The sequence below is a fragment of the Mucilaginibacter sp. genome (genome assembly GCF_039921305.1).
GTDB lineage: Bacteria > Bacteroidota > Bacteroidia > Sphingobacteriales > Sphingobacteriaceae > Mucilaginibacter.
This window is the reverse complement of the sequence record NZ_JBDSCA010000079.1, coordinates 17,755-40,057: the sequence shown is the minus strand read 5'-3', so window position 1 is coordinate 40,057 and position 22,303 is coordinate 17,755. Positions and strand designations below refer to the sequence as shown.

Sequence of the window (22,303 nt, the reverse complement as noted above, 5' to 3'; positions counted from 1 at the left end):
TAAGAAATGAGCAATAAATATCAGCATATTAAAGAAGAGGCTTATAAAGCCAATATGGAACTGCCCAAGCTTAACCTGGTGATCTTCACCTTTGGGAACGTAAGCGCGGTTGATCGTGCCGAAGGCGTTTTCGCCATTAAGCCAAGTGGTGTTCCTTACGAGGATCTGACACCCGATAACATGGTGATCGTTGATTTTGACGGTGTGACCGTTGAGGGCAAATTACGCCCATCATCAGATACTAAAACCCACGCGGTATTGTATAAATATTGGGAAACCATTGGTGGTATTGTTCATACGCATTCAACTTATGCTACAGCATGGGCGCAATCCTTACGGGACATTCCAATCTTCGGCACCACACATGCCGATTATAATACCGTTGATATCCCTTGCGCCGCGCCAATGAACGATCTGATGATCAAAGGTAATTACGAACACCAAACCGGCTTCCAGATCATTGAGTGCCTGCAACAAAAGGGCATGGATTATAAAGAGGTAGAAATGTGTTTGGTAGGAAGCCACGCGCCATTCACCTGGGGTAAAACTGCCGCCAAAGCCGTACATAACAGTGCCGTTTTAGAGGCTATAGCACACATGGCCTTATTAACCGAACAAATTAACCCATCGGCACCACGTTTAAAAAGTGCGCTCATTAATAAGCATTATGAGCGCAAACATGGTGAAGGTAGTTATTACGGACAATAAAATGAGATCAACATCTACGATAAACAAAGCGTTAGCCTCGTGCGATTCCCCTCTTGAGAGGGGTGGAGGGGTGTGTCCTTTCGCCGCGCGCAGAAACACACCCCTGCAACCGCACTGCCCAACGCGCGCCCTCTCGAGAGGGGAATTGCATTGGCTCCCTAAAATCGTTATTGCTTTATTGCTGATAATTGGTTTGCATGGTAAAGTCAACGCCCAAACCAAAGATTTCCACACCTGGGCCGAAACCCCGCCAATGGGTTGGAATAGCTGGGATTGCTTTGGCCCAACCGTTGTTGAAGCCGAGGTAAAAGCCAATGCCGATTACATGGCTAAAAACTTGAAAAAATTTGGTTGGGAGTATATCATAGTTGATATCCGCTGGTATGTAGGTAATGATAAGGCTCATGGCTATAACGAGAAAGATGCGAATTATGTGTTAGATGAATATGGTCGTTTTCAACCCGCTATAAATAAGTTCCCATCTGCCGAAGGTGGTAAAGGATTTAAGCCGCTGGCAGATTATATTCATAAAAAGGGATTAAAATTCGGTATCCATATTATGCGGGGTATTCCGGTTGAGGCCGTAAAGCGCAACCTGCCAATTTTGGGCAGCAAGGCTACCGCGAAAGACATTTACAGTACCGAGGGCCAATGCAAATGGCTGCGTGATATGTACACCGTTGTTGGCGGCCGTGATGGAGCGCAGGAATACTACAATTCTTTATTTAAGCTATATGCCAGTTGGGGTTTGGATTTTGTAAAGGTTGATGACCTATCACGCCCATACCATGCCGCAGAGGTAGATATGATCCGCAAGGCGATTGACCTTACGGGAAGGAAGATAGTACTCAGCACATCACCCGGTGAAACACCTATTGCCAGCGCGCCCGATGTTCAGCAGCATGCCAACATGTGGCGCACCGTTGATGATTTTTGGGATAACTGGAAAATGCTGAAAGAGCATTTCGACGTATTTGAACGCTGGAACCAGTACCGCATACCCGGCGGCTGGCCCGATGGCGATATGCTGCCCTTAGGTAAAATAGGCATCCGCGCCGAGCGTGGCAACCCACGGATGACGGCTTTTACCAAAGACGAGCAATATACGCTGATGACCTTGTGGACTATCTTCCGCTCACCGTTAATGTTTGGCGGTAACTTGCCGGATAATGATGAGTTTACACTGTCGCTTTTAAATAATAAGGAAGTGATGAACCTGCTAAAATTCAGCACTAATAATAAAGAACTATCCCGCAACGCCAATGGAATTGTGTGGGTAGCCGATGATAGCCAAAGCGGCGATAAATACATCGCTGTTTTCAATCCCAATGATGGCGATGATCCCATAAAAATTTCGGTTAAACTAAGTGACCTCGGTTTTAACTCGACCTGCAAAATAAGGAACCTGTGGAGTAAAAAAGATATCGGAAAATTCAGCGGTGAGTTTGCTCCGCTAACCAATAAACATGGTGCGGGATTGTATAAAGTATCGGCTAATAAATTAAAATGAGGAAGTTTAAGATAGCTTTAATGGTTTTGGTATGTAGTAACAGCTTATTACATGCTCAGGATTACCCTATCCAAAACGTACCCTTCACCAACGTTACTCTGACTGATAAGTTTTGGACGCCCCGTATTGAAACTAACCGCACTGTAACCATCCCGGCAAGTTTTGAGCGCTGCCAGAATACGGGCCGCATCCAAAATTTTTTGAACGCGGCTACCAAAACCGGTAAGTTTTGTACCAAGTTCCCATTTGATGATACCGATATTTATAAAACTATTGAGGGCGCTTCGTTCTCCTTAGCTAACCATCCCGATAAAAAGCTGGAGCTATATCTTGATTCGCTCATTACCATTGTTGGCAATGCCCAGGAGCCCGATGGTTATTTGTATACTGCCCGTACTATTGACCCCTTGCACCCGCACGCGTGGTCGGGCATGCAGCGTTGGGAAAAAGAGCGCGAATTGAGCCATGAGTTGTATAATTCTGGTCATTTGTACGAGGCCGCGGTAGCGCATTTTCAGGCCACTAAAAAGCGCAACTTCCTTGATATCGCTATCCGGAATGCCGATCTGGTTTGCTCCGTGTTTGGACCTGGTAAATTAGCCGTAGCTCCCGGTCACGAAATTGTGGAAATGGGCCTGGTAAAACTTTATCGCATTACAGGCAAAAAAGAATATTTAAGTACCGCCAAATTCTTTATCGAACAACGCGGCCATTATCCTAAATATAACACTACCAGTAAAGATGAATGGAAAAACGGCAAATACTGGCAGGATGATAAACCCGTAACCGAGCAAGACGAAGCCGAGGGCCATGCCGTTCGTGCGGGCTATTTATACTCGGCTATGGCCGATGTTGCCGCTTTAACAAAAGATGATTCGTTATTGAAAGCTATCGATAGGATATGGGAGAATATGGTGAGTAAAAAGCTATATGTGCAGGGTAGTGTAGGTGCTGTTGCTGGTGGCGAACGCTTTGGTGAAAACTATGAACTGCCCAATGCCACCGCTTACAACGAAACCTGTGCCGCCATAGCCAATGTATACTGGAACCACCGCATGTTTTTATTGCATGGCGATTCTAAATATATTGATGTGTTAGAAAAAAGCCTGTATAATGGATTGCTATCTGGTATTGGTTTGGATGGTAAATCTTTTTTCTACACCAACGCCATGCAGATAACCAATGGCTATGCAGGTGGTGGCGCTTTTAATAGTTTTAACAGCAAAAGCATTGAGCCAACCCGTTCCGGCTGGTTTGAATGCTCATGCTGCCCTACCAATATGGCGAGGTTACTGCCATCCATCCCTGGTTACATGTATGCTGTGAAGGATGGTAAGCTATACGTTAACTTGTTCATCAATAGCAACGCGTATTTAACCATCGGCAAGCAAAACATTGAATTGACACAACAAAACAATTATCCCTGGGATGGTGGTTTGGTATTCAATGTTAACCCGGAAACTACCGCAACTTTTAACATGATGATCCGCATCCCCGGATGGGCGCAAAATGAGGCCGTACCATCCGACTTATACAAGTTTGCAAACAACGATAACGAAAAGGTTACCATCACCGTAAACGGCAAGCCTGTATCCTACAAAATAACAAACGGTTATGCCAATATTAACCGCACCTGGAAAAAGAATGATATGGTAAAGGTTAACCTGCCCATGCCGGTGCGCAAAGTAATAGCTAACCAAAACTTAAAAGACGACATTGGTAAAGTAGCCCTGCAACGCGGCCCTATGATGTATTGTGCCGAGTGGCCCGATAATAATGGTACTACCAGCAGTATTACCATCCCGGCAAAAACAACTTTTAATGCCAGCTTTACGCCAAACTTATTGAATGGCGTAATGGTATTAACCAATAAATCAACCCAAAAACCATTCATCACAGCTATACCTTATTACTCGTGGGCAAACCGGGGTAAGGGCGAAATGCAGGTATGGTTCCCAGAAAAGTAAGCGTAAAAAAACATAATAAAATGATCAATTTAAAAGAGTTAGAAGTTTGGTTTGTAACCGGCAGTCAGGATTTATATGGCGAAGAAACCTTAAGGCAGGTTGCCGAGCACTCGCAGCAAATAGCAAAATCACTGGATTCGGCATCACAGATCCCGGTGCGCGTGGTGTTCAAACCAACCGTAAAATCAACCGAAGAAATTTTTGCCACTTTACAGGAAGCCAATGTAGCTAAAAACTGTATCGGCGTTGTAGCGTGGATGCACACTTTCTCGCCTGCCAAAATGTGGATCAGGGGGTTAAAAATTCTTCAAAAACCATTGCTGCATTTGCATACGCAATTTAACAGCGATATCCCCTGGAGCAGTATCGATATGGACTTTATGAACCTGAACCAAAGCGCTCACGGCGATAGGGAGTTCGGTTTTATGATGAGCCGCATGCGTTTAAACCGCAAGGTTGTAGTTGGCCACTGGCAGGATGAAAGTGTGTTGAGCCAGATTGGTGGCTGGGCACGCGTTGCCGCCGGATGGAACGATTGGCAGGGAGCACGCTTTGTTCGCTTTGGCGATAACATGCGTTATGTTGCCGTTACCGATGGTGATAAGGTAGAAGCTGAACTGCGTTTTGGCTACTCGGTAAACACACATGGCATTGGCGATTTGGTTAAGGTGATAAACGCGATAAGCGATGCCGAGATTGACAGGCTTACTGCCGAGTACGAAGAGCTTTATGCTGTAGTGCCATCGTTGCGTAAAGGTGGCGATCAGTATTCCTCTTTACGTGATGCTGCTAAAATTGAATTAGGTATGAAAGCCTTTTTGGTTGATGGTAACTACAAGGGATATACCGATACCTTTGAAGATCTGCATGGCATGGCACAATTGCCGGGCATAGCATCGCAACGTTTAATGGGCCAGGGTTATGGCTTTGGCGGCGAGGGCGACTGGAAAACCGCTGCCTTAGTACGCGCCATGAAAGTGATGGGAAGCGGCTTAGCAGGCGGTAACTCGTTCATGGAAGATTATACTTACCACTTTAACCCATCAAACCCGATGGTATTAGGATCGCACATGCTGGAAATTTGCGAATCGATTGCCTTAGGTAAGGCTAATTGCGAGATCCATCCTTTAGGTATTGGCGGCAAAGCTGATCCGGTACGTTTGGTGTTTAATGTTGGTGGAGGTCCGGCACTTAATGCATCGTTAATTGATATGGGTAACCGTTTCCGTTTATTGGTTAACGAGGTAACCGCTGTAGCACCGCAAAACGAATTGCCTAAACTACCTGTAGCCCGTGTATTATGGAAACCATTACCTGATATGAAAACAGGCTGTGCCGCATGGATACTGGCCGGTGGCGCGCACCATACCTGCTACAGCCAAAACTTATCATCAGAGCAATTAATGGATTTTGCCGAAATGGCCAACATTGAATTTGTACTGATAGGTAAAGACACTAATATCCCGCAGTTTAAAAATGAGTTGCGCTGGAGTGAGGCTTATTATCAGATGAATAAGCAATTTTAATCTCGATTATATCATACATAAAATATTGTTAATTACAACATATTTATATCAATAAAACATTCCAATTAACAATATTTTATTATCCATTAAATAATGTTAATTACAATATTTTTAATAGTTTTCTAAAAAAAAGATGAAAGTAATTTTAGGGGTTGAAAAACTGGAAAAGATCTTCTCGAAGCAGCAAATTTTAGAATTGGAGATAGCTATTGGAGAATGGAAAGAAGAAGATTCCGTAGAATTTAGAATTAAAAGTACACAAATTTCTGATATATACAAATGCATTTCTGTAAAAGTTATTCAGCCTAAAACCCAGAGTGGTTCATACCTGCACGAGCATGAAATGGTATCCATAACCGAAAATATTTTTAAACCCTATTTAACTGCGGGTACTTTTTTGGTTGTTAAGGCCTATCCACACAAATCTGTGGTGGTTAATGTAGTTACCCCAAACTGGCTTGAAGAGCGACTGGTAAAAAAAGGAGTTCGTGTTAAAGACCTGGCTTTGATGACCGGCATCAATCGCACCAATATTTCGGCATGGGTAAATGGCAGCAGGCCAATGTCGCAGCCGGTAAAAGCCATGTTTTACTTTTTCTTAACTCAACCCACTTATAAAAAAGACATTTTACAGTCCTTTTTTGATGACCTGGCATCGGCAAACATTGGTAGTACCATCCCGGTGGTAACGCGCCATTTATCAGAGGAAGACATCAAACATCACGTCATCAAACGCGCCCGCGAACTGGATTGTCAGCACACCCTTGGAGATTTTGCAAAGGAAATAACCCACGTTAAATTCACAGAGAAAAGGTTTTTGACGAAGTGAATATCTTACTTATACCTATTTTGATATGGTTTGCTATCAACAAAGGTTTGATCCTATGATATAGCTTACGGGTACCTAAACGAAGTAATGACTTACGTTCTGCGTCTATCAGTTCTTTAACTAAATGCATGTTATGATAAACAACAGCTAATTCCTTTTGTTGCTTGTAGTAATACTGCCTTGAATATCCCAACGTTGCTGCTATTCGCTTTCGGGTTGTTCTCTCCCCTGCTGCCCGAAAGCTTGTTGTGACAGGGGGGCAAATACTTTTTTCTAATATTGGTATTGAATACCTCATCGGCAATGTCAATGGCCCGGTTTAGTATCTCTTACTCCTGTTCATGCCACTTGATCTTTGCTTCCAGTTCATTGATCTTTTTCGTGGTGGTTGTTTACTCTTAATCGGTGCTTTGCTTTTCCAATCTAAGCTACCGTGTTTTCTTAACCAAACCAATATTGTACTACGGCCCTGGATGCCATACTTCTTTTGAGCCTGCTTGTAAGTGAGCTGCCCTTTTTCTACTTCGTTTACCAATCCAAGTTTGAAAGATAAACTGTAGTCCTTTTGTGTCTTTCTGAAATGTTTGTTTTTAAATACGTTTTCCATATAAGTCAACTTTTGTGTCAACTTATTTTAGGACGATGCATTAATCTTATAATAAAAAACCCTCGCCAAAAGCGAGGGTTTTTTATTATAAGACTTGTTATTTCTTAAAATCTACTCTAAAACCATTTACTTGCCATACAGGCATATTTGCTGGTTTGGTAATTACCAGGGCATCATCCTGTTGTACCCAACTTAGTTTCTCTTTACTGCCGAGCATCGTTACTGATGCTATTCGTTTATCGAGATATTTGGAGTTTTTGCCTAAGGATACCATCTTAATTTCACCCTCCGGAGCAGCCATACAAAAAGCGAACAAGGTATTACCTTTGGTTGTATAACGTATATCGGTTGATTGATAAATATGGCTATCGCTTATACCTCCGAAACGTCCTTTTTGCTGGTTGGCTTTAACGGTTGAAGGGCCTTCGCCGTAAATTTTCCAGGGGCGGGTAGCGTAAATACCTTCGGCATTAGCGGTTGTCCAATTGCCAAAAGTTTCTACTATTTTAACTACGTCGGGTTCAAGGTCACCTTCGGGGGTTTGCACTACGTTGATAAGCAAATTGCCATTTTTGCTTACAATATCCATCAGCAACTGAGCAATAGCATCAGCGCTTTTATATTTCTGACCTGTTTTGTAAAACCAATCGCCAATAGAAGTATCCGTTTGCCACGGGAAAGGGCTGATAGAATCCAAAACGCCACGCTCAACATCCTGTGCCCATTTACCTTCTGATGGCTGTTTAGGCGTGTAAACGGCTTGTAATTTCCCGCCATTCTTCGCCATATCTGAGTTATAGTAATGCGCTAACATCGCACGGCCAACATCGCCAAAAGGAAGGGCGCTATCCGAATAAAGCAGATCAGGATGATAGTTATCTATCAGTTCGGTAACATCGCTCAACCATTCTTTAAACCAACGCGGGTCGTTTGTTAGCCAGTTTTTTATATCTGCAGAGTCAGCTTTTTGGTGATACAAGTCTTGATACTTAGGGTCGGCACCATCATAAGGTACCCCGGCAAACGGACCGATTTTATCAGCACCATGACTGGGTTGATACCAATTAAAACTTGCCGCCAAATGTTCCGATACGCCAAAACGCAAGCCCTCTTTTTTAGCAGCTTGTTGCCATAAACCAACCACATCTTTATGCGGGCCCATGTTTACAGAATTCCACCGGTGTATTTTTGAGTTCCATAAAAAAAAGTTATCGTGATGTGAGCCCATACTCACAAAGTATTTAGCCCCGGCTTTTTTGTAAAGTGCCATTAGCTTTGCAGGATCCCATTTTTCGGCTTTCCAAAGCGGGATAAGATCTTTGTAACCAAATTTAGATGGCGCGCCATAATTGGCTACATGGTATTTATTTTGCCCACTGCCTTGCACATACATATTTTTAGCATACCAATCGCCCTGGCGGGGTACGGCTTGCGGCCCCCAATGTGCCCAGATACCAAATTTGGCATCTCTAAACCATTCGGGATATTGATATTGCTTTAGTGATTCATCTGTTGGTTTAAATTGATCACCGTGATCAGTTTTTTGTTGTGCCGAAACATTAACTGTAAATAATACAATTAAACAATTGAACAGCGCCAATGCCTTTAAAAGCGATTGCTTCATAATTGATTTGAGTAATAAAGTTATTTAATGGTTTATTAATTGAACATTCCTTTTACAGAACGCACTACATATTGATACCGCAATTTGCTTTATTTCAAATCAATAACAGAAATTATAAAGTATACTATTTTAGCATAATAGTATATTATTCTACCATTTCTTGTTTAACAACTCCCTGTATACTAAAATCAGTTTAATAAGGAAGCAAAAAATGATTCAGTAAAATTTGGCGAGGTATATTTTACATTGGGCATTTCATCAAACTCGTTGGCTAAGTGGGTGGTGGTTAGTACCACGCAATCCATCCCAGCATTGAGCGCGGCTTCGGCACCTTTAGGTACATCTTCAAAAACGAGGCAATCTTCGGCAGGAATGTTTAAGGCTTGGGCAACTTTGATATAAGTTTCGGGATTGGGTTTGCTGAGTACCACATCATCGGCGCTCACAATGGCTTTAAAATAGTGGCGGATATTAAGGTTATCCAGCACAAAATCAATATTGAACGGTATTGCCGCCGAGCCTATGGCCATGGGGATTCCTTTTTGATAAGCGGCTTCTAAAAATTCATGCAATCCTGGTAACAGCGCCAATTCGGTAAAGTATTCTTGCTGGTAGCGTTTTTCCTTTTCGTAAGATAGGGCAACCATTTCGTCCATCGTGAACTTATCGGGGCCAAACATCCTAACCAATACTTCGGGATTTTTACCGTACATCTGGTGTTTAACTTCGTCCCAGGTAAAATTGCCGCCTAAATCGTTATTTAAAAGGTAGCGCCATGCACGGGTATGGTATTCCATATCGTTTATCATGGTGCCATTAAGGTCGAATATAAATGCTTTATAGGTAGGTCTCATTGCGTATGTTATATCGCAAAAGTATCGTAATTTACTTATAACAGCTGTATTTATTGCAGATTAAGACTTATCTCCGACATACTTTTGCGTCATTTTTTTTACAAAAGCGATAGATTCTACCCAGCCCGTAGATAAGATGTTCTTGATTGAATAGCCTGGTAAATGTTTCTGTAAATGATAATATCCAAAACCCAGGCCGGCTACTATGGCAAATGGGAAGGTACAGGCTGCACCATATATATTTTTAAATAAATAGATGCCTAAAAATGTAGTGCTCACATTCACCACGATCATGATGATCACCTTGTAAAAGTTAATATGTGGTAAATGGATAATATCCAGCGTAACGCCATTAAATCTGTCGATAGGATAAAGTATGGCAACAAACATAAACACCCGGAAAATATTGGCCGCTTCTGTTCCAACGTATTGTTTACCGGCTAACAACCAGATGGCCAAATCCGCAAAAAAGAATGCCCCTATGGCTAATGGTATAAATAACCAGGTTAACATACCTGCATATTTTTGCGAAATATAGGTTAGATGCGACATGTTGTTGTTATTTTGTGCAATTGCCATGCCCGACATGCCCGTGCCTACAAACGTGCGCAGTAGTATCTCAACAATTTCCATCAGCTTATTAGGTACCTGGTATATGGCCAATGCAGCAGGGCCAAGCATAGCCGTTATAATAAAGGTATCCGCGCTGCCCAATAAGTTTGAGCTTAGGTTAGTAGCCAGGCTATACTTACCAAAATGGGCAAGCTCTGTCATAGATTTGCGGGTACGGTTCCATATCGTTTTTATCCGCGAATAGCCAAACACTACACAAACCAAACTGGTAAGGCAATTGGTTAAAAAATTAATGATCAGCAGGTTCTCGAGCGATCCCTTTTTCAATATCAGCATAACAACCAAAGCCACAATCATTGAGCCGCTGTTCACAAACCTTAGTGCCAATATCCTCAGGTAGTTTTCATCGGCCACTAATATCCAAAAGGTTACGTTAAACACTACCGAGCTTAATACCGTAACACCAAACCATTTGATAACCAGTATTACCTGCTCATTATGTATCATACTGATAAAAGGCATGGCGCAGGCATCTAACAACATCAAACCAATTGAAACCGCTATGGCTAAAAACCAAACAGAACCTAAAACAACCTGAGCTTGCTCTTTGGCCACACCCGCGTAAAATTTCATGGTACCTGTTGATAAAAAACCATTGCGTAAAGCATCGGCCAGGCTGTAGATAGATAGGAAGAAAAACCATACGCCTACGTCGGGCTTTGTCATTGTTCTGAGCAATAACGCCATGGTTACAACATTAAATACAGCAATAACTAAATTGCCTATCAATGCTAAAACATGTTTATTATTCAGATCTGACAATTTAGGGATATGCATAGCGCCTCAAGTTAAGCAGATATACGTAAAAATTAAAAAATGGTTTAGAAAAATGGTTAAATATTTATATTTGGGCAAAGTATTTAGTGTTACTGTAGAAACAATTACCTGTATATAAACACAATTGGCTAATGCTATAGGGGATTTACACCGCTATAACATAATAAAAAATCATATGTATAATGTTTTGCTCGTATCTATAGCGAGTTTTTTTGATTCTACCGGCGAGATCCCCTTTATGTTTAAGAGGGCCGGTTGTAATGTTGATGTTTTTTGCAATAAAACATCGTGGTTGTTAACCAACCGTTACCATGATAACTGGATAGAGAGCAGCGAGGACCACGAAACCTTTAAAAACCAATTGCTCAAATTGGTTGAAGATAAGCCCGACCATTATGATTGGATAGTGCCGCTTGAGGATATTACGATCAAGCTGATGAACGAATCGATTGAGTCGGAAGCAATCTTCAAAAAAATATTACCTATTAATAAGATAGAAAACCGGGATATCCTATCGTCAAAAGCGGGCTTATCCAGCGTTTGCGAAAAGTACGGGATTGCAACACCACGCTACATCAATTACTCGGAAGTAATGGATATTGAGGTTATCAAACAAAAACTTGATTTCCCAATATTGTTAAAAGAAGATTTCAGCTTTTCGGGCATTGGGATACAGTATTGCGAGGATGCTTCAAAACTACAGGAATGCCTGGATAAGGTACGTGTAAAAACGAACCTGGTTTTGCAGGAATTTATTAAAGGTGAAGATATTGGCTTAGAGGCCCTTTTTAGGGATGGCGAGCTGATAACCTATAATACTGGCGAAGTACTGAATTATATGTACGATAAGTTTTCGTTCACTACGCGGCGTAAGTATTATCAGGATGTTGACATAGCCGGGCTATTACGAACGCTGGGTAAAAACGTTGGCCTGAACAGCTTTGCTAGTATACAATACGTTTATCATCCCGAAAGGAAAACTTATTATTTAATTGAAGTTGACGCGCGCACCAACTCGTGGATGCCTTACTCCAGGTTTACCGGGTATGATTTTTCGGACGGGATCAGGCGGATCATGAACAACGACCTTACTTACATTGAAACCGGAACCACACCGGTTGACAAACGTGTTGAAGTTGCCATATTTGACCGCGACATACGCCGCTGTATTAAACATAAAGATTTTAAAGGTATGCTCCCCTGGATATTCAATACCGGTGGATACTGGAAATTTATTCCACTTTATGACCGTAAAATAAGCAGGCGCGTTTTCAAAAAACTAATGAAAGATTTTCTGAAGATCAGGAATAACACTTAGGGCGTTACTCCTGTTTGATCGTTAACGGGGCCTTGTTCGCTATCCGGAACAAATTTCATGGATAGTGAATTAACGCAATGCCTTGTATTTTTAGGGGTGAACCTTTCACCTGCAAAAACGTGACCCAGGTGAGCGCCACAGTTTGAGCAAACAATTTCGGTACGGCGGCCATCGGCATCGGTAACACGCTCAACGGCTCCGGGTATCTCATCATCAAAGCTCGGCCATCCGCAATGCGAATCAAACTTATCGGCAGATAAATACAAGGGCGAATTACACCTGCGGCAAATATAGGTGCCCGGTAATTTGTTGTTGGTGTATTCGCCTGTGTATGCCCGCTCGGTGCCTTTGTGTACTATTACGTATTCCTCTTCGGGGGTTAGTTTATTGTAGTTCATTTTATAATGATTGATGGATTGAGTGTTTATTTATATGATCAAATATTAAACCAAATTGAGTGTTTATCAGGCTAATTAAATAGTATTTACATACTGCTGACCCAAGCCTGTTTAATCGCCACCGCAACCACCGCAGCTTGAACCTCCGCAACTGGAACCGCATGACGAGCCGGAATCACCACCGCTGCTATCGCTGTTACCATAGTTAGTTAAAGGCATAAATACCGATGCAAAAACTGCATTACCCAACAAAAAATATTGCCAATCCCACTGTTGGTATTCCGGCCTCTCGGATACAATATACCGGTTATAATATTTAGGCAAAATGGTTTTACCTATAGCTATAGTTAGCCAATACAGGTTAAAAATCATCACAACCAGCATACCGCTACAGCTATTGTGATATAAGTTACCGGTTTATCCCTAACCACACCCGTTGCCAACCTTATGGCGCCAAGTGTGAGCACCATACCGCTTATGATGAAATTTAAACTGAACAACCGGATAAATTGCTTTGACCGGCTTACATATTTTTGAAAAGCATCCATTGCACGGGCGGTTTTGTTAAAGGCGGGTTTTTGTTTTAAGATGTTGACCAATTTGTAATAAGCCATTTGTGGATTTGCGCTTACCGTTTGGAGCACGCAAAATAAAACCGGATCGCTAATGCCCGAATCATTGATCACGGCAAGGTTGTTATCCGGTTCAACCGAAAGGCGATTATCTAGTATCAATTGATTAACAACACCATGAATAACGGGTTCGATCTCATTATTCTGTAAATAAACCAATTCCAGCGGTGTTAAAGTAAACGCGAACGCGTATTTGCTCCATTGCATAATCATTGCGTTGAGCTTGGTATGATTATAGAGCAAAAGGCTTACAAAAGCGGCTACGGCGATACTGGTATACCCCAACATAAAATCGGGATTGTGGATGGTTATATATATCGGATAAAGGCAAAAGTAAGCAGCAAAAAACAGAGGGATAAATAGTACGATACCAATGCTGATCAGCTTTACGGTATTGAATTTGGCTTTCTCCATATTCAAAGGATAGTATAGGGTATCATGTTCCCAAATTTCGGCAGGCTGGGTACCGAAGGTTTCTTTATAGAGTTTCTTCGTCCTGTCTCCCGCTAATTTGAATTTACTGAATTCGCTTTTATGATGAGTTGATGGGATGTGCTGTATCTTTTTGCCCAATAGCTCACCAAATTCATCGTACGATTTGGTGAATACCAAGTGCTGGTGCCAAACAATATCCACAATCTCGGATGGTGAAACCATACCGTCGGACACCGCGGCCAGGTACATAAACTTTTTATACTCTAATATAGCGGCAGCGGCAAAGTTAGCGGTCCAGTAATTTTCGTTCTCCAGGCGGGTGGTAAAACAATATTCACTAACCACCCCGTCGATGTTAAAATTGACTACCTTATCCCAAAGTGCAGTATCCATTTATGGTTAATTTGTTGCTATAAATATATCTTTTTAATATAAACTAACCTTACATCAACAAAAAATCCCGGCCTATAGGGCCAGGATCTTCTATATCTAAATACTATGTACTAATACTTACTTTGCAAGCTTAGCTAATTCCTCGGCCATAGCAGCACCAATTTCGGCAGGTGATTCTACAACGCGGATACCGCACTCGGCCATAATTTTCATTTTTGCAGCAGCAGTATCATCAGCACCGCCAACAATTGCACCAGCGTGACCCATACGACGGCCCGGAGGCGCGGTTTGACCAGCAATGAAACCAACAACAGGTTTAGTACCGTTAGCTTTGATCCACAATGCAGCTTCGGCTTCCATGCCACCACCAATTTCACCAATCATAATGATACCGTGAGTTTCCGGGTCGTTCATTAATAGTTCAACAGCTTCTTTAGTTGGAGTTCCGATGATCGGATCGCCACCAATACCGATAGCTGTAGTGATACCTAAACCAGCTTTAACAACCTGGTCAACGGCTTCGTAAGTTAACGTACCTGATTTTGAAACCACACCTACATTACCTTTTTTGAAGATAAAGCCCGGCATGATACCAATTTTAGCTTCGTCGGCAGTGATGATACCTGGGCAGTTAGGGCCAATTAAACGGCAATCTCTATCGCTGATGTATTCTTTAACCTGAACCATATCCTTAGTTGGGATACCTTCGGTGATACAAACAATAACTTTAATACCTGCTTCGGCAGCTTCCATAATAGCATCGGCAGCAAAAGCGGGAGGTACGAAAATGATAGATACATCGGCACCTGTTTGTTTAACGGCATCGGCAACAGTGTTAAACACAGGGCGGTCTAAATGGCTTTGGCCACCTTTACCTGGCGTAACACCACCAACCAATTGGGTTCCGTACTCAATCATTTGCGATGCATGGTAGGTACCTTCGTTACCTGTAAACCCCTGAACTATAACTTTAGAATCTTTATTTACGAGAACACTCATGGTTTTTATTTTTGTATCGCAAAGCTAAACTTATTGACTATAAAGTCAAAAGATAATTGTGCTAAATTTGATGTAAAACGGCATTTTACGATATACTTTATTCTGTTAGGTTAGGGTCAACCAATGCGAAGCCTGTATCCATCTCTTTCTTTTTGTAAAGCGCGGTAGGTTCAACGGTTAGGGTGATCTCTAAAGTAGGCCATACCGTACCCTGGAACAGGTGGCCACCAAGCAATATTCCACTGCTTTGTGCAACAGCCATATGCACATGCACAGTAGGCTTGCCGTTAAACATGGCAATGTTCCCTAAAAAGGAAACCGTTTCGGCCTGGCCCTTAACGGGGATGATGTGATACATTTGCTTTTCGCGATCGTAACAACCTAAGCGGCCAGAACTTATAGCACCCAAACCTGAGAAATGTGCACAGGTTACATGATACTTTTCGGCAAACTCGGTTAAGCCGGATAGGATATCATCGCCACGGTTGAGGATGATGGCGTAGGTTTTTACACCACGGCCGGTTTCGCTGAGTAGTTTGATCTTCATACCAGGGGCGGCGTTTTTGGCGATGGTTTGGCCGGGTTTTACGTATTCTTCCTGCGCGAATGCAAGGTTGAAGGTTAGGGCGAAGAGGATTAAGGGTAGTAGTTTTTTCATGTGATGTGATTTTATGTTGTTTTTTTTATTCCCCTCTTGAGAGGGGGCGCGTTGGGCAGTGTAGTAGCAGGGGTGTGTTCTCCGCGCGACGAAGCATATCGCAGAAAGGACACAACCCTCCGCCCCCTCAAGAGGGGAATCGCACAAGGCCTGCGCTTTTATCAATGGTACTTCATTTATGAGTTATTTATAGCCGCCTGATACTTTTCCTCATCAAACTCTTTTTCACTTTTGGCTATTACGATGGTGGCTATGCCGTTGCCGATGACGTTGGTAATGGCGCGCGCTTCGGACATGAAACGATCTACGCCGAGTAATACTGCTACGCCTTCTATCGGGATCATTTTAGTGGCGGCAAGGGTTGATGCCAGTACAATGAAACCGCCACCCGTTACCGCTGCCGCGCCTTTTGAGGTTACCATCAGGATGCCCATTAAGGTTAGTTGTTGCATAAAAGTTAAGGGTACCTGAAAGGCTTGCGCCAAAAAGATGACTGCCATAGATAGATAAATGGTTGTGCCATCTAAATTAAAAGAGTAGCCTGTAGGGATAACCAAACCTACCACCGATTTCGCGCAGCCAAACTTTTCCATCTTGTCCATCATCCCCGGAAGGGCGGATTCTGATGAAGAAGTACCCAATACAACCAAAATTTCTTCGCGAATAAATTTAAGGTATTGCCACAGGCTAAACTTATACAACCAGCAAATAAGGTTGAGCGCCACAAAAATGAACAATCCCATAGTTAAATAAACCGAACCCATTAGTTTAGCCATTGGCGCCAGCGTTTTAATACCAAAGGTGCCAATAGTAAAGGCCATTCCGCCGAAGGCGCCGATGGGGGCCAGTTTCATCACCACCTTCATGATGTTGAAGAATACTTTGGATAGTTTATCGAATGTATTGACCAGCGACTGCCCGGCAGTTCCCATATGACTAATACCGTAGCCGAAGAAGATGGCGAAGAACAGGATCTGCAAGATATCGCCACGGGTAAAGGCATCGAAAATATTGTGGGGCACAATGTGGGTTAGAAAATCGGCAGCGTTCATTTCGGCGGCTTCTTTTTGGTAGCCTGCTATTTTGGAGGTATCGGTAATTACTTTGTGTACGAAGCCTACGCCGGGTTGGGTTAGGTTGGCTACGGCCAGGCCGATGAAGAGGGCAAATGTGGTAACGATCTCGAAATACAATAAGGCCTTCCCCCCTACTTTGCCCACCTTTTTCATATCGCCCATGCTGGCAATGCCTAATACTATGGTGAGGAAGATGATTGGGGCGATAAGCATCTGGATCAAACTGATGAAAGTTTGACTGATGAGTTTTGCTGATGGCGCGAATTGTGGAAATACTACGCCAACGATAACTCCCAGCGCAATAGCTACCAATACCTGGAAAGTTAGATTAGAAAATAGGCGCTTCATTGCGTTTTATGTGATTAGTTTAGAGGTGTAAGATAATAAGAAAGAATCAAGATGCAAGAATCAAGACCTTTTTGGCATTTATGAATCTTAATGACAAATTTCGAATAAGACCTTGCTTTCTCTTGATTCCTGATTCTAATCTTCCTATTTTAATTTACAAATACCAATTGGTATATTTGTAAAATGAACACATTATCAAAAGCGGAACGTACGCGGCAGTTTATTATTGAAACTACGGCGGGGATATTCAATACTAAGGGGTACTCGGGTACTTCTATGTCGGATATTACGGATGCTACCGGGTTAACTAAGGGCAGCATTTACGGCAATTTTGAGAATAAGGAAGAGGTGGCGCTGGCGGTTTTTGATCATAATTACGGCAAGATATCGCAGGATATTTACCAGCGGAACAGTCAGGCGAAAACTTATTATGATAAATTGATGGTATATTCTAAGGTGTACCACAGTTTTACGCGCGGCGCTTTCCCGCAAGGTGGCTGCCCTGTTTTAAATACCGCTATTGAGGCTGATGATACTAACCCTTTATTAAAAGACAAGGCGGCTAAGGCTGTGTTAAAATGGAAACGTGGCATTATGAATTTGATACAAGGCGGTATTGATGCCGGGGAGTTTAAAAGTGGTGTTGATCAAAACCGGGTTGCCCTATCTATTATAGCGCTGATTGAGGGTGGTACCATGATAGCCAAAGTTACCGATGCCCCGGTTAATATGGATACAATACTGCATACAGTATCTATACTGATCGATCAGTTAAAAGTATAAAAATTTGACATAAAATATACCGTTTGGTATATTTTATGTATTACTATTGCATCTCAATTTAAGTCAAGAATTATCGCACTATAAAATATACCCATTGGTATAATATAAATAAACAATGAGCCCGTTAAAACGACAAATACTGATCATCACTGTAATATTGGCCGCTATTATGGAATTAATAGATACTTCTATTGTAAACGTAGCGCTTAATTACATGAGCGGGAATTTGGGTTCAACGTTGGAAGATACGGCATGGGTGATCACATCGTACGCCATAGCGAATGTGATCATTATACCGATGACGAGCTTTTTAACCAATATGCTGGGGCGCAGAAACTATTATATCGGTTCGATCATCCTGTTTATTCTCTGTTCGCTGATGTGCGGGCAGGCACATTCTATAACTGAACTGGTACTGTTCCGCTTTTTGCAGGGCCTGGGCGGCGGTGCATTGCTGTCGGTTTCGGCGGCGGTGGTATATGAGCAGTTCCCGAAAGAGAAATTGGGTACAGCCAGCGCGCTGTTTGGCATAGGCGTATTCATCGGACCAACTATAGGGCCCACCTTAGGTGGTTACATTACCGAACATTACTCCTGGCCCTGGATATTTTATATTAATGTACCTATCGGTATATTGGTTGCGGTATCGTGTTACTTTTTGTTGCCGGAATCATCTACAAAAACTACCGTTAAAAAGGTTGACTGGCTGGGTATAGGTTTACTGACTGCCGGGATTGGCGCTTTGCAAACTGTTTTAGAGCGCGGGCAAACTGAGGATTGGTTTGCTACCAAGTACATTACTTATTTAACCATAACCGCTGTGGTTAGTTTGGTTGGTTTTGTAATAAACGAACTGCATGTAGAAAACCCTGTGGTTGATTTGCGGGTATTGAAAAGTAAATCGCTTAAAGTTGCAGCCATACTCACCTTTATTACGGGGATGGGAATGTTTACCTCTATATTTTTAACTCCGGTAGTGGCTCAGCGGTTGCTGGGTTTTACGCCATCGCAAACGGGGCTATTGCTTTTGCCCGGGGCCATTATCGCGGTGTTCGCACTAATCATTTCGGGGAAGTTATTGCAGAAAGGGGTTTCGCCGGTATTGATCATTTTGGTTGGCTTTCTGTGCTTCATTTATTTCAACTGGAGCATGGCTACCATGAATCCGGATACCCCGGCTATGTTCATTACGTTGCATTTGATCTTCCGGGCTTTGGGAATGGCTCTGCTGACTGTTCCCCTGAGCTCGCTGGCGGTATCATCGCTTCCCGCCAAGGATATGCCGCAGGGTACGGCACTCAATAATATGATGCGCCAATTAGGCGGCTCGTTCGGAATATCTATCATCAATACTTATTCGGCAAGGCGGCTGGCCGTTCACCGGACGGATCTGATCACACATGTTACGGCCACAAATCCGCTGACCGTTGACCGGATAAATGGTTATACGGCGTACTTTCAAACCAAAGGCATTAGTTTTTTAGATGCCAAAGTAAAAGCGATGAAGCTGATTGATATGAGCGTGGTGAAGCAATCGACACTGTTAAGTTACTTGGATTCATATCTGCTTATCGGATCGTTGTTTGCGCTGGCTTTGCCTTTGTTGCTGTTTGTGATTAAGCGGGGGAAAGCGGCGGGGCCTGCGGTTGTGGTGTCGGATCATTAAGATGCATATAGTGCAGAAACCCCTCCCTACATCCTCCCGTTGGGAGGGAATCGCGCAAAGCCAACGCTTTTGAGAATAGAATAATAAATTGTTTAACATATATAAATCAATAATAAAATGAATATTTCAAATAAAACAGTCCTGATCACTGGTGGTGGTTCGGGTATTGGGCTGGAGATAGCTAAGACATTAATTGCTAAAGGGAATAAGGTAATTATTACCGGGCGTAATGCTGACCGATTGGAGAAAGCAGCTTCGGGGCTGAGTAATATCAGCACCTTTGCGGGTGATGTTACAAAGGAGGCCGATGTGGTTAAATTGGTAGCTTATCTTAATGAAACCCACAAAACTTTGGATGTGGTGATCAATAATGCGGGGCAGGCGAGTTTGAACCAGCTTGGCGCTGAGGGATCGAAATCGTATGATAAGGCGAGTGAAGAAATACTGACCAATTACCTCGCGGTGATCCGGTTGAATGATGCGCTGTTGCCTTTGCTGAAACAACAAAAAGAGGCGGCTATTGTAAACGTAACTTCTATTGTAGCTATTGCGCCTAATGTGGGTATTGCTACTTATGCGGCAAGTAAGGCCGCTTTGCATTCGTACACGCAATCGTTACGTTATGTATTGAAAGCTACTCCGGTTAAGGTTTTTGAATTGTACCCTCCCTTGGTTAACACCGAGTTTTCGGCAGAGATTGGTGGTGAGAACGGGATACCGCCGTCACAGGTTGCGGATGAGTTTATCACTGGTTTTGAGCAGGACGAGTTTGATATTCGCGTAGGCTTTACTGCTGAGTTTTACAAGGCATTTTTGGCTTCGCCGGGGGATGCTTTTGTGGCGTTGAACCAGGCGAGGGGGCATGAGTAAGTAGCTGGTAGTTTCTTGTTATTTAATCATCGCGTCATTGCGAGGTACGAAGCAATCCCCGATTGGCAGAGCAGCTCTACAGACTGCTTGTCCTAAAGAGATTGCTTCGTACCTCGCAATGACGCATTTGTGATTTGTCAGTTTATTACTTGTATAGCGGCTCGGCTTCCGTGCGATTGCTTCGTACCCTGTCTGCCGACAGGCAGGCTCGCAATGACACAGTTTTATAGTTTTATACCGCTTTAAACACCACTATCCCATTATGGCCGCCGAAGCCGAAGGTATTGCTCATGGCTGCTTTTATGGGGTGGTTTATTGCTTTTCCGGTAACGATATTCATGTTGTCGGGGATTGTTTCGTCCAGTTCTGTGGTGTTGATGGTTGCGGGGATAATGCTATCGCGCATAGCTAATAAACAAATGATAGCTTCTATTGCTCCGGCAGCACCTAATAAATGGCCCGTCATGGATTTGGTTGCGCTGATGTAGAGGTTGTTTTTCTCTTCGCCAACTATTGAACTTATGGCTTTGATCTCGGATAGATCGCCAACCGGGGTTGAGGTGGCGTGAGCGTTGAGGTAATCAACCTGGTTTATGGTTAGGCCGGCTTCTTCCAAAGCCAATTTCATGGCGTATAATGCGCCCAGGCCTTCGGGGTGGGTTGACGTCATGTGGTAGGCATCGGCCGTCATGGCGGCACCGCCTATTTCGGCGTATATTTTTGCGCCGCGTGCTATGGCGTGTTCGTATTCTTCTAATACCAAGGCCGCTGCTCCTTCGCCCATTACAAAACCGTCGCGGTGCGCGTCGAATGGTCGTGACGCGGTTTGGGGGTCTTCGTTGCGGTGTGTCATGGCTTTCATCGCTGCAAAGCCACCTACCGACGCCGGTGATATTGGCGCTTCGGAACCACCACTGATGATGATCTTGGCCTTGCCTAAACGGATGTAATTAAAGGCATCCATAATGGCGCTGTTTGATGTAGCGCAGGCCGACATAGCGGTATAGTTTATACCCATATAACCGTGCCTTAACGAGATCAACCCCGAAGCCATATTGGCCAGAAACTTGGGTATAAAGAACGGGCTAAAGCGTGGGTGACCATCGCCTTTAACGTACTCGGTTACCTGCTCTTCGTAGGTATCCATCCCGCCCTGAGCGGTTCCCCATATCACGCCTACATCAAAAGGGTTCATTCCGTCGAGCTGGAAGCCTGAATCTTTAATGGCTTCGTCGGACGCTATCAGGGCGTATTGGGTGAACAGGTCGGTGCGTTTGATCTCGCCCCTGTCGAAATAAATTTTGGGATCGTAACCTTTTAATTCGCAGGCTACTTGTGTGCGAAATAGTGATGCATCAAAACGGGTGATGATACCCGCGCCGCTTTTGCCGGCTATTATGTTTGGCCAAAAATCGGCCACATTATTTCCAAGCGGGGTTAGCGCGCCTATGCCTGTAACAACAACTCTTTTTAACATTTTATTATTTTTTGCGGTGCAAAGGTAATGATTATTAGGGTTAGGTTAAATTTTGGATACCGACGGGATGATTTGTTGAACCCGTGATTAGGCCTTTGCGCTCCGTGCTTTTACTCGAGATGCATATCGCAGAAACCCCTCCCTACACCCTCCCGTTGGGAGGGAATCGCACAAGGCCACCGCTTTTTGAATCTTTCCCCAAAAGACGGATGGAA

The 22,303-nt window shown here is 43.3% G+C and carries 19 protein-coding genes and 1 pseudogene; 9 read left to right on the top strand and 11 right to left on the bottom strand.

Annotated elements, in window-relative coordinates:
- Positions 1-6 precede the first annotated feature (6 nt).
- From ABIN91_RS22630 to ABIN91_RS22610, 5 genes are all read left to right on the top strand, one after another.
- Positions 7-708, top strand: a complete 702-nt coding sequence (locus ABIN91_RS22630) for an L-ribulose-5-phosphate 4-epimerase (RefSeq protein ID WP_348053897.1) — start codon at positions 7-9, stop codon at positions 706-708.
- Position 709: 1 nt separating this feature from the next.
- Positions 710-2,218: a glycoside hydrolase family 27 protein gene (locus ABIN91_RS22625; protein WP_348053896.1), complete on the top strand. Its 1,509-nt coding sequence runs from the start codon at positions 710-712 to the stop codon at positions 2,216-2,218.
- The gene (locus ABIN91_RS22620; RefSeq protein WP_348053895.1) at positions 2,215-4,185 is read left to right on the top strand and encodes a glycoside hydrolase family 127 protein; all 1,971 of its coding nucleotides are present in this window, start codon (positions 2,215-2,217) and stop codon (positions 4,183-4,185) included. The genes ABIN91_RS22625 and ABIN91_RS22620 overlap by 4 nt, the downstream gene beginning before the upstream one ends.
- A gap of 20 nt (positions 4,186-4,205) precedes the next feature.
- Entirely contained in the window at positions 4,206-5,711 is a 1,506-nt protein-coding gene (araA, locus tag ABIN91_RS22615) for an L-arabinose isomerase (RefSeq protein ID WP_348053894.1), read from the top strand.
- A gap of 133 nt (positions 5,712-5,844) precedes the next feature.
- Positions 5,845-6,540 carry a helix-turn-helix transcriptional regulator gene (locus ABIN91_RS22610; RefSeq protein WP_348053893.1) on the top strand — a complete coding sequence of 232 codons (696 nt, stop codon included), beginning with the start codon at positions 5,845-5,847 and terminating at the stop codon, positions 6,538-6,540.
- A gap of 415 nt (positions 6,541-6,955) precedes the next feature.
- On the opposite strand, the pseudogene ABIN91_RS22605 reads toward ABIN91_RS22610, so the two are convergent.
- From ABIN91_RS22605 to ABIN91_RS22590, 4 genes and pseudogenes are all read right to left on the bottom strand, one after another.
- Positions 6,956-7,147 (bottom strand): annotated as a pseudogene (locus ABIN91_RS22605) (IS3 family transposase); the annotation flags it as partial.
- 97 nt (positions 7,148-7,244) lie between these two features.
- Complete coding sequence (locus ABIN91_RS22600) at positions 7,245-8,771, bottom strand: alpha-L-fucosidase (protein ID WP_348053892.1); 1,527 nt, start codon at positions 8,769-8,771, stop codon at positions 7,245-7,247.
- A gap of 188 nt (positions 8,772-8,959) precedes the next feature.
- A complete protein-coding gene (locus tag ABIN91_RS22595; protein WP_348053891.1) occupies positions 8,960-9,625 on the bottom strand; it encodes an HAD family phosphatase in 666 nt (221 codons plus the stop codon).
- A 60-nt stretch (positions 9,626-9,685) separates the two neighbouring features.
- Positions 9,686-11,035, bottom strand: a complete 1,350-nt coding sequence (locus ABIN91_RS22590; protein ID WP_348053890.1) for an oligosaccharide flippase family protein — start codon at positions 11,033-11,035, stop codon at positions 9,686-9,688.
- 175 nt (positions 11,036-11,210) lie between these two features.
- On the opposite strand from ABIN91_RS22590, the gene ABIN91_RS22585 reads away from it, so the two are divergent.
- The gene (locus ABIN91_RS22585; protein ID WP_348053889.1) at positions 11,211-12,353 is read left to right on the top strand and encodes a hypothetical protein; all 1,143 of its coding nucleotides are present in this window, start codon (positions 11,211-11,213) and stop codon (positions 12,351-12,353) included.
- Here ABIN91_RS22585 and ABIN91_RS22580 read toward each other — a convergent pair.
- The 6 genes from ABIN91_RS22580 to ABIN91_RS22555 form a co-directional block, all read right to left on the bottom strand.
- A complete protein-coding gene (locus ABIN91_RS22580; RefSeq protein ID WP_348053888.1) occupies positions 12,350-12,751 on the bottom strand; it encodes a methionine-R-sulfoxide reductase in 402 nt (133 codons plus the stop codon). The genes ABIN91_RS22585 and ABIN91_RS22580 overlap by 4 nt on opposite strands.
- Before the next feature lie 111 nt (positions 12,752-12,862).
- Positions 12,863-13,123 carry a hypothetical protein gene (locus ABIN91_RS22575; protein WP_348053887.1) on the bottom strand — a complete coding sequence of 87 codons (261 nt, stop codon included), beginning with the start codon at positions 13,121-13,123 and terminating at the stop codon, positions 12,863-12,865.
- The gene (locus tag ABIN91_RS22570) at positions 13,123-14,211 is read right to left on the bottom strand and encodes a hypothetical protein (RefSeq protein WP_348053886.1); all 1,089 of its coding nucleotides are present in this window, start codon (positions 14,209-14,211) and stop codon (positions 13,123-13,125) included. The genes ABIN91_RS22575 and ABIN91_RS22570 overlap by 1 nt, the downstream gene beginning before the upstream one ends.
- A 117-nt stretch (positions 14,212-14,328) precedes the next feature.
- Positions 14,329-15,210: a succinate--CoA ligase subunit alpha gene (gene sucD / locus ABIN91_RS22565; RefSeq protein ID WP_348053885.1), complete on the bottom strand. Its 882-nt coding sequence runs from the start codon at positions 15,208-15,210 to the stop codon at positions 14,329-14,331.
- Between the two features lie 97 nt (positions 15,211-15,307).
- Positions 15,308-15,868, bottom strand: a complete 561-nt coding sequence (locus tag ABIN91_RS22560) for a DUF296 domain-containing protein (RefSeq protein WP_348053884.1) — start codon at positions 15,866-15,868, stop codon at positions 15,308-15,310.
- A 176-nt stretch (positions 15,869-16,044) separates the two neighbouring features.
- Positions 16,045-17,292 carry a dicarboxylate/amino acid:cation symporter gene (locus ABIN91_RS22555; protein ID WP_348053883.1) on the bottom strand — a complete coding sequence of 416 codons (1,248 nt, stop codon included), beginning with the start codon at positions 17,290-17,292 and terminating at the stop codon, positions 16,045-16,047.
- 183 nt (positions 17,293-17,475) lie between these two features.
- Between ABIN91_RS22555 and ABIN91_RS22550 the strand changes: the two genes are divergently transcribed.
- The 3 genes from ABIN91_RS22550 to ABIN91_RS22540 all read left to right on the top strand — a co-directional run bounded on the left by ABIN91_RS22550 (position 17,476) and on the right by ABIN91_RS22540 (position 20,611).
- On the top strand, positions 17,476-18,075 hold the full coding sequence (locus tag ABIN91_RS22550; protein ID WP_348053882.1) for a TetR/AcrR family transcriptional regulator: 600 nt from the start codon (positions 17,476-17,478) through the stop codon (positions 18,073-18,075).
- Between the two features lie 115 nt (positions 18,076-18,190).
- On the top strand, positions 18,191-19,741 hold the full coding sequence (locus ABIN91_RS22545) for a DHA2 family efflux MFS transporter permease subunit (RefSeq protein WP_348053881.1): 1,551 nt from the start codon (positions 18,191-18,193) through the stop codon (positions 19,739-19,741).
- Between the two features lie 117 nt (positions 19,742-19,858).
- A complete protein-coding gene (locus ABIN91_RS22540; protein ID WP_348053880.1) occupies positions 19,859-20,611 on the top strand; it encodes an SDR family NAD(P)-dependent oxidoreductase in 753 nt (250 codons plus the stop codon).
- 232 nt (positions 20,612-20,843) lie between these two features.
- On the opposite strand, the gene fabF is transcribed toward ABIN91_RS22540, so the two are convergent.
- Complete coding sequence (fabF, locus tag ABIN91_RS22535; protein WP_348053879.1) at positions 20,844-22,088, bottom strand: beta-ketoacyl-ACP synthase II; 1,245 nt, start codon at positions 22,086-22,088, stop codon at positions 20,844-20,846.
- Positions 22,089-22,303: the final 215 nt, after the last annotated feature.